Source organism: Novosphingobium olei (assembly GCF_012927405.1).
GTDB lineage: Bacteria > Pseudomonadota > Alphaproteobacteria > Sphingomonadales > Sphingomonadaceae > Novosphingobium > Novosphingobium olei.
Window position 1 is genome coordinate 233,862 of the sequence record NZ_JABBGM010000005.1, and the last position, 12,385, is coordinate 246,246.

The 12,385-nt window shown below is 64.6% G+C and carries 13 protein-coding genes; 4 read left to right on the forward strand and 9 right to left on the reverse strand.

Annotated features, from left to right (window positions below; all coding sequences use genetic code 11):
* Positions 1–59: 59 nt before the first annotated feature.
* The 5 genes from HHL27_RS13090 to mnmG form a co-directional block, all read right to left on the reverse strand.
* A complete protein-coding gene (locus HHL27_RS13090; RefSeq protein ID WP_169493871.1) occupies positions 60–1,214 on the reverse strand; it encodes an acyl-CoA dehydrogenase family protein in 1,155 nt (384 codons plus the stop codon).
* 104 nt (positions 1,215–1,318) lie between these two features.
* Positions 1,319–2,269, reverse strand: coding sequence for a ParB/RepB/Spo0J family partition protein (locus tag HHL27_RS13095; protein ID WP_169493872.1), 951 nt, complete (start codon positions 2,267–2,269; stop codon positions 1,319–1,321).
* Entirely contained in the window at positions 2,266–3,042 is a 777-nt protein-coding gene (locus HHL27_RS13100; protein ID WP_169493873.1) for a ParA family protein, read from the reverse strand. The genes HHL27_RS13095 and HHL27_RS13100 overlap by 4 nt, the downstream gene beginning before the upstream one ends.
* Entirely contained in the window at positions 3,039–3,749 is a 711-nt protein-coding gene (gene rsmG, locus HHL27_RS13105) for a 16S rRNA (guanine(527)-N(7))-methyltransferase RsmG (protein ID WP_169493874.1), read from the reverse strand. The genes HHL27_RS13100 and rsmG overlap by 4 nt, the downstream gene beginning before the upstream one ends.
* On the reverse strand, positions 3,746–5,593 hold the full coding sequence (mnmG, locus tag HHL27_RS13110) for a tRNA uridine-5-carboxymethylaminomethyl(34) synthesis enzyme MnmG (RefSeq protein ID WP_169493875.1): 1,848 nt from the start codon (positions 5,591–5,593) through the stop codon (positions 3,746–3,748). Before mnmG ends, rsmG begins: the two co-directional genes overlap by 4 nt.
* A gap of 141 nt (positions 5,594–5,734) precedes the next feature.
* On the opposite strand from mnmG, the gene HHL27_RS13115 reads away from it, so the two are divergent.
* Positions 5,735–7,198 (forward strand): PQQ-dependent sugar dehydrogenase, encoded by a 1,464-nt coding sequence (locus HHL27_RS13115; RefSeq protein WP_240959749.1) that lies wholly within the window; start codon positions 5,735–5,737, stop codon positions 7,196–7,198.
* Between the two features lie 78 nt (positions 7,199–7,276).
* On the opposite strand, the gene mnmE is transcribed toward HHL27_RS13115, so the two are convergent.
* On the reverse strand, positions 7,277–8,578 hold the full coding sequence (gene mnmE, locus HHL27_RS13120; protein ID WP_169493877.1) for a tRNA uridine-5-carboxymethylaminomethyl(34) synthesis GTPase MnmE: 1,302 nt from the start codon (positions 8,576–8,578) through the stop codon (positions 7,277–7,279).
* 35 nt (positions 8,579–8,613) lie between these two features.
* Positions 8,614–8,880 (reverse strand): DUF6489 family protein, encoded by a 267-nt coding sequence (locus HHL27_RS13125; protein WP_206069588.1) that lies wholly within the window; start codon positions 8,878–8,880, stop codon positions 8,614–8,616.
* Positions 8,881–9,019: 139 nt separating this feature from the next.
* Between HHL27_RS13125 and HHL27_RS13130 the strand changes: the two genes are divergently transcribed.
* Together HHL27_RS13130 and HHL27_RS13135 are read left to right on the forward strand one after the other, a co-directional pair.
* Positions 9,020–9,718, forward strand: coding sequence for a dienelactone hydrolase family protein (locus HHL27_RS13130; RefSeq protein ID WP_169493878.1), 699 nt, complete (start codon positions 9,020–9,022; stop codon positions 9,716–9,718).
* A 71-nt stretch (positions 9,719–9,789) separates the two neighbouring features.
* Entirely contained in the window at positions 9,790–10,173 is a 384-nt protein-coding gene (locus tag HHL27_RS13135) for a nuclear transport factor 2 family protein (protein ID WP_169493879.1), read from the forward strand.
* Between the two features lie 47 nt (positions 10,174–10,220).
* Here HHL27_RS13135 and rho read toward each other — a convergent pair whose 3' ends face one another.
* Positions 10,221–11,477, reverse strand: coding sequence for a transcription termination factor Rho (rho, locus tag HHL27_RS13140; RefSeq protein ID WP_169493880.1), 1,257 nt, complete (start codon positions 11,475–11,477; stop codon positions 10,221–10,223).
* Positions 11,478–11,728: 251 nt separating this feature from the next.
* On the opposite strand from rho, the gene HHL27_RS13145 reads away from it, so the two are divergent.
* Positions 11,729–11,890, forward strand: a complete 162-nt coding sequence (locus tag HHL27_RS13145; RefSeq protein WP_169493881.1) for a hypothetical protein — start codon at positions 11,729–11,731, stop codon at positions 11,888–11,890.
* Positions 11,891–11,907: 17 nt separating this feature from the next.
* Here HHL27_RS13145 and HHL27_RS13150 read toward each other — a convergent pair whose 3' ends face one another.
* A complete protein-coding gene (locus tag HHL27_RS13150) occupies positions 11,908–12,351 on the reverse strand; it encodes a CopD family protein (protein WP_169493882.1) in 444 nt (147 codons plus the stop codon).
* Between the last annotated feature and the right edge of the window lie 34 nt (positions 12,352–12,385).

Consider the following 12,385-nt stretch of genomic DNA (forward strand, 5'->3'; position numbering starts at 1 on the left):
AAAAAGGCCCCGCAGGCATAACCCGCGGGGCCTTTTTGCCATCTGCAATCGGGCAAGCCTTACAGCTTGCGGCCGATGAGTTCCTTCATGATTTCGTTCGTGCCGCCGAAGATGCGGGTGACACGCGCGGCGCGCCAACTGCGCGCGATGGCATATTCGTTCATGTAGCCGGCGCCGCCGTGCAGCTGCAGGCACTTGTCCATGACTTCCCACTGCAGTTCGGTGTGCCACAGCTTGGCCGCAGCGCCCTCTTCTGGGGTCAGTTCCTTCTTGAGGTGGCGGGCGAGCGCCCAGTCGAGGTGCGCCCAGCCCACCTGCAGCTTCGCCTTGATGTCAGCCAGAGTGAAGCGGGTGTTCTGGAAGTCGAGGATCGGCTTGCCGAACGCCTTGCGATCACGCGTGAAGGCGACGGTATCGTCGAACGCCTTCTGTGCGGCAGCCTGCGCGCTGACGGCGATCGACAGGCGCTCCTGCGGCAGTTCGCTCATCAGATAGATGAAGCCCTTGCCCTCTTCACCAAGGCAGTTGGTGATCGGAACGCGCACATCGTTGAAGAACAGCTCCGAGGTATCGGCCTCGTCCTGGCCGATCTTGTCGAGGTTGCGACCACGCTGGAAACCTTCGCGATCGGATTCGACCAGAACGATCGAAACGCCTTTCCACTTGGGCTCGATCTCGGTGTCGGTCTTGCAGCAAACGAGGATCAGGTCGGCATTCTGGCCATTGGTGATGTAGGTCTTCGACCCGTTGATCACGTAATGGTTACCGTCCTTCTTCGCGGTCGTGCGCATGCCCTGAAGGTCAGAACCGGTGCCGGGTTCGGTCATGGCGATGGCAGTGACCACCTCACCCGAAACCATCTTCGGCAGCCACTTCTGCTTCTGCTCTTCGGACCCGTAGGAGATCAGATAGTTGGCAACGATATCCGACTGCAGCGAAAAGCCGGTCGATGCGCCGCCGTAATAGGCGCCTTCTTCGTCGATGATCGCGTTGTAGCCGAAATCGAGACCCAGCCCGCCGTAAGCCTCGGGCACGGTCGGGCACAGCAGGCCAAGCTCGCCCGCCTTCGGCCAGACGGACTTTGGGACAAGGCCTTCGTCCGCCCACTTGCTGGCATTGGGCGCGATCTCGGTTTCCATGAAGCGCCGGACGGTCTGGCGGAACGCTTCGTGGTCTTCGTTGTAGGCAGTACGCGGAATCAGATCGAGCGACATGGCGCAGGCTCTCCGGTTATCTCTTCTGATAGTCGGATACGCGCCGCAAAACGCGGGGTCAACGCAATTTAATCACTCGATTAAGTGCCTCTTGGGGAATGCGATTAGATGACCCCACCCGACAACCGCTGGCAGACGAGGTCCAGCTGGTCGAGCGTCTTGTAGCGGATCGTGACCAAACCCGAACTCGGATCGGCATCGGCCTGGATGCTGACCTTAAGCCCCAGGATCTCCTGCAGGTGCTGCTCGACGGCGGCGATGTCTGCAGAAAAAGACGAATCCCGCGTCGCGCGCGCCTTGCGCGGAGCCGAATCCGGGCGCCCAGCGCGCTTCGCCAGCTTCTCGGCCTCGCGCACCGACAGCCCCTTGGCAACGACTTCGCGCGCGATCGGCAGGGGATCGGGCAGCGCGGCAAGTGCCTTGGCGTGTCCCATCGACAGCTGGTCTCGCTCCACCAGCGCAAGCACCTCGTCAGGAAGAGCGAGCAGACGCATCAGGTTGGCGACATGGCTGCGCGACTTGTCGACGAAGGTAGCGATCTCCTGTTGCGTCAGCCCCTCGTTGTCAGACAGGCGCTGGTATGCACGCGCCTCCTCCACCGGATTGAGGTCCTCGCGCTGCAGGTTTTCGATCAGTGCCAGCGCGGTCACGTCGCGTTCGTCCAGCTGGCGGACAATGGCCGGGATTTCGTGCACCCGGGCCCGCTGCGACGCCCGCCAACGACGCTCGCCCGCCACCAGTTGGTAGCGGTTGCCGCCGAGTGGCCGCACGATCACAGGCTGGATCACGCCCCGCGCGGCGATCGAGCGCGCCAGGTCCTCGAGCGCCTCTTCATCGAAATGGCGACGCGGCTGATCGGGATGTGGCTCGATCTGGGCGATGGGCAGCAAAGCGATGCCGTTGGTTACCCCTTCACTTCCGATTACAGGTCCGGAGGTCGCGCTGCGGACCAGCGACTCCTCGCGCCGAGTCTCGCCAAGCAGGGCACCAAGCCCGCGCCCCAGCGCCGCACGCTTGGGGACGGCGGCCTTCACCGTGCTTTCATCGCCGCTCATGCAGCCTTTCTCCGTTCGGGCAGGCGACCGATCAGCTCTCGCGCCAGCTTCATGTAGGCCTGCGATCCGGCGCAGGCATGGTCGTAGATCAGCGCCGGCATGCCATGGCTCGGCGCTTCGGAAAGGCGGACGTTGCGAGGAATAACCGATTCGAACACCAGATCATGAAGGCACGAACGGACGTCTTCGGCCACCTGATCGGTCAGGCGGTTGCGACGGTCGTACATCGTCAGCACGATGCCCAAGATGCCAAGATCCGGATTGAACCGTTCTTGCACGCGCTCGACGGTCTGAAGCAGCTGGCTGAGCCCTTCCAGTGCGAAGAACTCGCACTGAAGCGGCACCAGCAGCGCATCGGCCGCTGTCAGAGCATTGAGCGTCAGCAGACCGAGCGAGGGCGGACAATCGATCAGGCAAATGTCATGTCCTGCATCCGCAGCGATCGCCGAACGCAGGCGCCCGGTGCGGTTGTCCACGCTGACCAACTCGACTTCGGCGCCAGACAGATCGACCGTTGCCGGAACGACGTCGAGCCCCGGAATGCGCGTGGGAACCGCGCAGGAAGCGATGCTGGCCTGGTCGATGAGCAAGTCGTAGGACGAATACTCGCGCTCCGCAGCGCCGACGCCGATCCCGGTCGAGGCATTGCCCTGCGGGTCGAGGTCGATCATCAGCACCTTCCACCCGGTGGCGGCAAGCGCGGTGGCGATGTTGATCGCGGTCGTGGTCTTGCCCACTCCGCCTTTCTGGTTGGCGACGGCAATCGTGATCATCGCTTGGCGCCTCGAACTTCTCCAAGGTCACGCGTGTGACGCATGGAAGATTTGGTCTTGGCCCGATCCTGTCCGACGAGCGTTCCGACAATCACGCCGGCTTGCGGGTCAGTGAGCGATTGTTCCACGTGGAACATGTGATTCCAGGATGCGGGAAGCTCTTCAACTTCATGCGCGGCCTTTGCCCCCTTCGGCAACAGCCAAAGCGTCTGCGGTGTGGAAAAGCGGGCGGAAAGGTGCAGGAGCTTGTCGAGCGGAGCGAACGCGCGCGCCGAGATGACTGAATAAAGTTGCGTGGGCAGATCCTCCACGCGCGACAGCACGACGGTGACATTCTGCAATCCGAGCTGGGATGCAGCACGCGCAAGCCATTCCGTGCGTAAGCGGCGCGAATCCACCAGCGTCACCGCGCGCGCCGGCTCCAGCGCCGCAATGGCCAGACCTGGAAAACCTGCACCCGTCCCCAGATCGAGCCACGCCCCTTGCGGCATTGTTCCACGTGGAACAATGCCTAGCAGCTGCGCGCTATCAACGACATGCCGTTGCCAGACGTGCGACAGTGTTCCCTTGGCGACCAAGTTTTGGCGCTGGTTTTCCTCGATCAGCAAGGTTGCCAATCGCGCCAGCCGCTCCATCGCAGCAGCATCGACGCCTAGCACATCACGCAACCACGCCTGCGCCTCGCCCTCGTTCGCGATCACCGTCATGCCGCCTGCCGCCGCCGAGCGTGAACCAGAAGACTGGCGAGCGCGGCCGGCGTGATACCGGCAAGCCTGCCGGCCGACGCCAGCGTGTCCGGCTGCGCGCGCTCCAGCCGTTCGACCATCTCGCGCGATAGGCCGGGCACTTCGCCATAGGGGAAGCCCGTGCCAAGCGGCACCGCATCGCTGGCGCGTAAGTCACGCAGTTCCGCATCCTGCCGCGCGAGATAAGGCGCATAGGCCGCGTCCTCTTCCACCTCTTCGACGAGGAGCGAATCGAACTCGCCCTCTCCCAACCATGGCTGCAAGCCATCGAGCGAGACCTCGGGAAAGCGCAGCCATTCCATCAGCGATCGGCGCGCACCGTCGGCGCGCACCGAAATGCCTGCGCGCGCCATCTCGCTGGGACTGACCACCTGCTCCAGCAGCACTTCGAGTTCGTCGCGCGACTGCTGGCGCGCCTGCCACCACTGCCGACGCTCCGCCCCCACGCACCCGAGATTGAGCGCCAGCGGCGTCAGCCGGGTGGCGGCATTGTTCGCCCGCAGCCGCAAGCGATATTCGGCACGCGCCGTCAGCATGCGGTACGGTTCGCTGACGCCATGCAGAGTGAGATCATCGATCATCACCGCCATGTAGGAATTGGCGCGATCAAGCGCAGGCCCTTCGCGCCCCAGCGCGGCAGCCGCAGCATGCATCCCGGCGACGAGCCCTTGTGCCGCCGCCTCTTCATAGCCGGTGGTCCCGTTGATCTGCCCGGCGCAATAGAGACCCGGGATCGCCTTGACCTGAAGCCCGCGATCGAGCGCTCGCGGGTCAATGTGATCGTATTCGACCGCGTAGCCCGGCACGGTGATCTCGACCCGTTTAAGCCCTTCGATGCTGCGCATCATCGCCCATTGCACATCGGTGGGCAGCGACGTGGAAACACCGTTTGGATAGATCGTCGCGTCATCCAGACCTTCGGGCTCGAGAAACACCTGGTGGCCGTCGCGATCGCCGAAGCGATGTATCTTGTCCTCGATCGACGGGCAGTAGCGCGGCCCCTGTGCGCCGATTGCGCCGGTGAACAGCGGCGAGCGATCGAGCCCAGCGCGAATGATGTCGTGTGTGCGGTGGTTGGTGCGGGCAATCGCGCAGAACACCTGGGGCACGGCTCGCGACCGGGTCAGCGGCGACATCGTCCACGGATCGACGTCGCTCTCCTGTTCGGGCAGGCGCGCCCAATCAACGGTGCGACCATCGAGTCGCGGCGGCGTTCCCGTCTTGAGGCGCGCCATCGGCAGGTCTGCCCCGCGCAGCTGAACGGCAAGGCTATGCGCCGCGCTTTCGCCGATGCGCCCTCCCTCCATGCGCTCTTGCCCACGAAACAGCCGCCCGCCAAGAAACGTTCCGGTACACAGCACCACCGCGCGGGCCGCGAGCGCCGTGCCATCGGCGAGATCGGCACCGACCACACGGCCGCCTTCTAGCCGCAATGCAGCCACTTCGCCCGCGACCACGGTCAGACCGCCCTGCGCTGCGATCATCGTCTGGATCGCAGCCTTGAACAACTTGCGGTCCGCCTGGACGCGCGGCCCCTGCACTGCACTGCCCTTGCTACGGTTGAGCATGCGGTAATGGATCGCGGCGGCATCGGCCGCACGCGCGATCAAACCGTCGAAGGCATCGACCTCGCGCACAAGGTGGCCCTTGCCCAGACCGCCAATTGCAGGATTGCAGCTCATGGCCCCAATTGTGTCCGGGTCAAAGCTCACCAGCGCGGTGCGCGCGCCCATCCGTGCGGCGACAGCCGCAGCCTCGACGCCGGCGTGCCCGCCGCCGACAACAATGATGTCGAACTGGTGCATGGCGGCCGAATACGCGAAGTCGCTCGGCAGGTCAAAGCGGCGATATGTTCCACGTGGAACATTGGCTGCCCGAGAAGGGCAATGGACCGGGAGCAGAGATCGCAGTGGAATTGCTGCCCGTCTGCTCCTAGGTTCGATGCCATGACACGTTTCCGCAAGATCATCCTCGGCCTTCTCGTCATCCTCGTGGCGCTGGGCCTTTTCGTCGCCTGGGTCCTTCGGGGCAGTCCCGCAGAGTATTCCCTGGCCGACACCACCGGGCCCAAGCCCAAGCTTGCCGAGCCGGACCCGCAGACCTTCCCGACGCTGGGCCTTGCCAAGCCGATCGGCTGGGGCGCCAACGAAACACCGGTGGCCGGCAAGGGGCTAGTCGTGACGCGCTTTGCCGATGGGCTCGACCATCCGCGCAGCGTCGTGGTGCTGGCCAACGGCGACGTGCTCGTCGCCGAGACCAATGCGCCGCCATCGCGCGGTCCGGGCGGCCTGACCGGTCTGGTGATGAACTATCTGTTCAAGACGGTCGGCGCGGGAGATCCCTCCCCCAACAAGATCGTGATCCTTCGCGATGCCAATCACGACGGCAAGGCTGAGCAGAAAATTGTGATGGAGAACCCGGCGCTCAACTCGCCGTTCGGCATGGTCATTCGCGAAGGGCGCCTCTATGTCGCCAACAACGACGCGGTAGTTTCCTGGCCATTCGTAGCCGGGCAGACATCGCTGCAGGGCAAGCCTGAAAAGCTGATGGACCTGCCCGCAGGCGGGATGCACTGGGTGCGCAACATGGCGCTGACGCCCGATGGCCAGAAGCTTTACGTTACGGTGGGATCGTCTTCGAACATTGCCGAGAATGGCGTCGACCAGGAGCGCGGCCGCGCCGCGATTCACGAGTACGACTTCGCCAAGAAGAGCGAGCGCGAATACGCCTCTGGCTTGCGCAACCCTAACGGGCTCGACTTCAATCCCCGCACGGGCGAGCTGTGGACCGTGGTCAACGAACGCGACATGCTCGGATCGGACCTCGTGCCCGATTATCTCGCCAGCGTGCCGCTCGGCGCGACGTTCGGTTGGCCCTGGGCCTATTGGAAGAAGAACATCGATTGGCGCGTGAAGGAGCCGATGCCCGACTACATGTTGGAGTACGTGCGCAAGCCCGACTACGCGCTGGGCGCCCACACTGCCCCGCTTGGCTTGGCGTTCTCGCGCGGCGGCAACGTGATGGGAGCGCAGTTCGCCAGCGGCGCCTTCATTGCACGGCATGGCTCGTGGAACCGCAAGCCGCTGTCGGGTTATGACGTCATCTTCGTGGGCTTCGACGATCGCGGCAATGTCCTGCCCAACCAGCCGATACCGGTGCTGACCGGTTTCCTGACGGCCGACGGCAAGGCGAAGGGACGACCGACCTGGGTCGCCTTTGCCCAAGACGGGGCGCTGCTGGTCAGCGACGATACCGGCGGGGTGATCTGGCGCGTGAGCTCGCCGGGCGCCAAGCCCGCTGCGGCCATCGCCGCGATCCCATCGGGCACGATGCCGCCTGAAGGCAAGGCGGGCGTGAAGTACATGGCAAGTCCGAACGCCGATTCGGATCTAGTGAAGCCGAAGCCCTGATCCAGATCGTCGCGATGTTCCACGTGGAACATCGTTTGCGATCCTGATGCGCCCTCCCGACTTGTCGGGGGGGCGCTTTCATTTGCCGATGCAGAAGCGCCCGAACAGCGCGTCGAGCATGTCTTCGGTGCCGGTGCGGCCGACAAGCGCGTCGAGCGCCCGCCGTCCGAGCCGTAGCTGCTCGGCGGCAAGCAGCGGGTCGCGCTCGTCGGGCGCCAGCAAAACCGAAGCGGCGACATCGGACAGCAGCCGATGCTGGCGCGTATTGAGCGCCGCTTCGCCGGGCTTGGGCAGCGCGGAACGCGCATGGGCAACCAGAGCATTCCGCAACGCGGCAAGGCCCTGTCCGGTCAAAGCCGAAACGCGGCACACCGGCGCCGACTTGGCCGAAGTGTCATCCCGGTCGGCCTGTGCCTCGATCTCCCACAGCGCCGCACCTTGTGGCCCCTCGCCTTCGGGCCCCAGCCACAAGACCAGGTCGGCGCTTGCCGCCTCGGCCAGCGCACGCGCGATGCCGATCCGCTCGATCTCGCCTGCGCCATCGTCGCGCAGGCCGGCGGTGTCGGCGAAAGTGAAAGGGACGCCATCGAGTGCAACGCTGCGGGTCAGAACATCGCGCGTGGTGCCCGCTTGGGGCGCGGTGATCGCCGCCTCGGCTTCCACGAGCGCGTTGAACAAGGTGGACTTGCCCGCATTGGGCGGCCCGGCGAGTACGACGCGGAAGCCTTCGCGCAAGGGTTCGGCGCGCGGGCGCGAAAGCCATGCGCCGATCTCGCTGGCCAGCGCGGTGCAACCTGCAGCAAAACCTTCCGGCAGGGCCCCGATGCCATCGCCGACATCGTCCTCGTCGCTGAAGTCCAGCGCTGCCTCGAGCTGCGCCGAGAGCGAGAGAAGACTTGTTCGCCAATCGTTTACTGCACGCGACAGCACGCCTGACGCCATGGCCTGGGCCGCACGACGCTGCAGTTCGGTCTCGGCCGAGAGCAAGTCGGCAAGGCCCTCCGCCTCGGCCAGATCAATGCGGCCGTTGGCGAAGGCGCGGCGGGTAAATTCGCCCGGCTCGGCGCGCCGCAAGTCAGGTATACGGGCTAGTGCGGCCTCCACCGCCGCCACCACAGCGCGGCCGCCATGCAGGTGAAGCTCGACACTGTCCTCACCGGTCGCCGTGGCGGGGCCAGGCAGCCACAGCACCAGCGTGCTATCCAGCAGCTCGCCGCTTTGTGGGTCGGTCAGCACGGCAAGGCTGGCACGGCGTGGGTGTGGAAGGCGCCCGGCCAGCGCGAAGAGCGCGTCACCGGCGGCGGGCCCGCTAATGCGGACGACGGCGATGGCAGCCGGCGGTGCGCCCGAGGACAGCGCGAAGATCGTGTCGATGGCCATGTCGCCCGCCGTCCTACGAGCGGGGGCGCCCGGGCTCAATCCTTCTTCGGGTTGGCCGCCTTGAACCCGGCCATCGCCGCGCCCGCGCCTTGCTCCATGAACTGCCTGAACAGGTTCATCCCGATTTCGCCCATCGGTGCCAGCTGCTTGGCCATGCCCGAAAGCTGGTCCATCGAGGTGACCCCCTTCATCGCGTTGGCGATGGCATCGACATAGACGTCGTTGGCCTTGGACACGTCGGGCAGGCCGAGGAAGCGGCGCGCCTCTTCGGGGGTGCAGTCGATTTCGACATTCACTTTCATCGCGCGCTTCTCTCCATCACCGCCTCGGAACCCTAGTGGGTTTCAAGACCTTGCAAGACTGTCACTTGCGCTTGGCAAAGTCCATCGGCGCGGCCAAGCTCGCGTTCGACCAACGCATGACGCAATCAGGATGAAGACCATGGGTGAGAAGACGACCATTCCCGAATTCCACGGCGAGGGCGAGATTCCCGTCTACGTCGCACGGCCCGAGGGCCAGAGCGAAGCCGCGATCATCGTGGTGCCCGAAATCTTCGGGGTGAACGAAGGTATCCGGCAGAAGTGCGAAAACTGGGCCAAGAAGGGCTATGTCGCGCTCGCTCCGGACATTTTCTGGCGCTTTGCCCCCGGCGTGGAGCTGAGCCCGGATGTGCCCGAGCAGATGCAGGAAGCGTTCGGTTATTTCCAGCAGTACGACGCCGACGATGGCGTGAAGGACATCGAGGCGGCGATCCGCTGGCTGCGCCATGAACAAGCGGTCGACAAGGTCGGCCTCGTCGGCTTCTGCCTTGGCGGCCGGCTCGCCTACATGGCGGCTGCGCGCACCGACATCGACGCCTCGGTCGGCTACTATGGCGTAATGATCGACCAGATGCTGGGGGAAGCACATGCGATCGCCAACCCGCTCCTGTTGCACATCCCGACCGCCGACCACTTCGTCGGCCCGGAAGCGCAGAAGGCGATCCACGACGGGTTGGACGCGCACCCGAAGGTGACGCTGCACGACTACGAGGGACTCGACCACGGCTTTGCCGCAGAGCTGGGCAACCGCCGCGATGAAGCCGGTGCGCAACTGGCGGACAGCCGCACTGAGGCGTTCCTGGCGGCGCATCTCAGGTAACGACGACACGGACGGCTGCGGGGGCGCACGCGTCACCGCAGTCGCTTATGCAAGGGAGAGGGAGAAAGACGATGCAACTGGGCCTGGGTGCATGGCACCGCTACATGCAGAGCGGCGATCCGGCGCTGCTGGAAGAGCTGATCCACCCCGACGCGGTGTTCCATTCGCCGGTGGTGCACACGCCGCAGGCCGGGCGCGAGATCGTGATGAAATATCTGCTCGCCGCCGGTGAAGTGCTCGGCAACGAGAGCTTCGCCTATGTGCGCGAGATCGTCGATGGCGAGAACGTGGTGCTCGAATTCGTCAACGAGCTCGACGGGATCAAGATCAACGGCATCGACATGATCCGCTTCGACCTGGAAGGCCGGATCATCGATTTCAAGGTCATGGTCCGCCCGCTGAAGGCGATCAACAAGGTATGGGAACAGATGGGCGCGCAGCTTCAGAAGATGTGAAGCGATCGCTACCAACAAAAAAGGGGGCCGATCGGCCCCCTTTTCCTTTACTGGTTCATCGTGGCGAAGAAATCTTCGTTGGTCTTCGAATCCTTCATCTTGTCGAGAAGGAATTCCATCGCATCGACCGTGCCCATCTGCATGAGAATACGGCGCAGGACCCACATCTTGGTGAGGTTGTTCTTCTCGACCAGCAGCTCTTCCTTGCGGGTGCCGCTCTTGCCCACGTCGAGCGCGGGGAAGATGCGCTTGTCGGCCACCTTGCGGTCGAGCACGATTTCGCTGTTGCCGGTGCCCTTGAACTCTTCGAAGATCACCTCGTCCATGCGGCTGCCGGTATCGATCAGCGCGGTGGCGATGATCGAGAGCGAGCCGCCTTCCTCGATGTTGCGGGCCGCGCCGAAGAAGCGCTTGGGGCGCTGCAGGGCGTTGGCATCGACACCGCCGGTCAGCACCTTGCCCGAGCTTGGCACGACGGTGTTGTAGGCGCGACCAAGGCGCGTGATCGAATCGAGCAGGATGACCACGTCACGCTTGTGCTCGACGAGGCGCTTGGCCTTCTCGATGACCATTTCGGCCACCTGCACGTGGCGCGTGGCGGGTTCGTCGAAGGTCGAGGAGATGACCTCGCCCTTCACGCTGCGCTGCATGTCGGTGACTTCTTCCGGGCGTTCGTCGACCAGCAGGACGATCAGGAACACTTCGGGGTGGTTGTCGGTGATGGCCTTGGCCATGTTCTGCAGCAGCACGGTCTTGCCGGTGCGCGGCGGGGCGACGATCAGCGCGCGCTGGCCCTTGCCCTGGGGCGAGACGAGGTCGATCACGCGGGCCGACTTGTCTTTGACCGTGGGGTCCAGCGTATCGAGCTTCAGGCGCTCGTTCGGATAGAGCGGGGTGAGGTTGTCGAAGTTGACGCGGTGGCGCACGGCCTCCGGCTCATCGAAGTTCACCTTGATCAGGCGGGTGATGGCGAAATAGCGTTCGCCGTCCTTGGGCGCGCGCACTTCCCCTTCGACGGTATCGCCGGTGCGCAGGCCCCATTTGCGGACCTGGTTGGGCGAGACGTAGATGTCGTCAGGGCCGGCGAGATAGTTCGCCTCGGGGCTTCGCAGGAAGCCGAAGCCATCGGGCAGAACCTCGATCGTGCCGATGCCGAGGATTTCCTCCCCGTCTTCGGCCACTTCCTTGAGGATGGCGAACATCAGGTCCTGGCGGCGCAGCGTGCTGGCGCCTTCGACGCCGAGTTCTTCGGCCATCTCGACCAGTTCGGCGGGAGTCTTCTTCTTGAGTTCTTTCAGGTGCATTTTCGTCGTTTCCGAAAAAGGATGGGCCGAACCGGCAAGGTCTTGGGGCTTGGGGAAAGCGGACCTGTACGTGGGCGCAAACGGAAGAGCGCCATTGCCGGAAAGCGCGTTTGCCATAAGCCGGGCCCGGCGAGAGGTCAATCCGCAGCGATCGCGCGGAACGCCGCCTGCGGCCACGGCGTTGCCATCAGGTACGAAATGCGCGTCGAGCGGCGCGCCAGCACGTCACGGCAGCAAGAGAGAGATACCCGATGAGCGTTCACCTGCCCCCGCGCAAGACCGCCTTTCCTCGCCCTGAGGCGCGCCCCGCCCCCGCCCATGCCTGGGGATCGCAGTGGAAGTACCTGCATCGTTCCCCGCGCGTCCTGCTGCGCGACGCGATGCGGAACGGCTTGCGCCGCTTGCGCGGCTGAGACCCGCTCCCGCGCCGTCAGCCGAACGGCTTGAGGATCACCAGGATCACGATAAGGGCCGCGGTCACGCCCGGCACCTCATTCAGCATGCGCAGGCGACGTCCGGTGAGCTTGGCCTGGCCCTGCCACAGCGCCCGGGCATAGCCCGCAAGCCAGAAGTGGTAGGCCGTAAGCAGCAGGACCAGCGCCAGCTTGGCGTGGAACCACGGTTGCTGAAACGCACCGATGGTCATGGCGAGCGCGAGCCCCAACACCCAGACCACGACCAGCGCGGGCCAGAGGATGATCTTGAGCAGCTTGCGTTCGCGATCGGACCACGTGGCGTGCATCGCCCCGGCAAGACCGTCTTCCTGATGGTAGACGAAATATCGCGGCAGCATGAACAGCCCCGCCATCCAGAAGATCACGAAGATGACATGGCCGGCCTTGAGCCAGAGATAGAGCATCGACAGCACCTGCATATGGACCCGTCCGGTTGGTGTTCCGCTGGCCCCT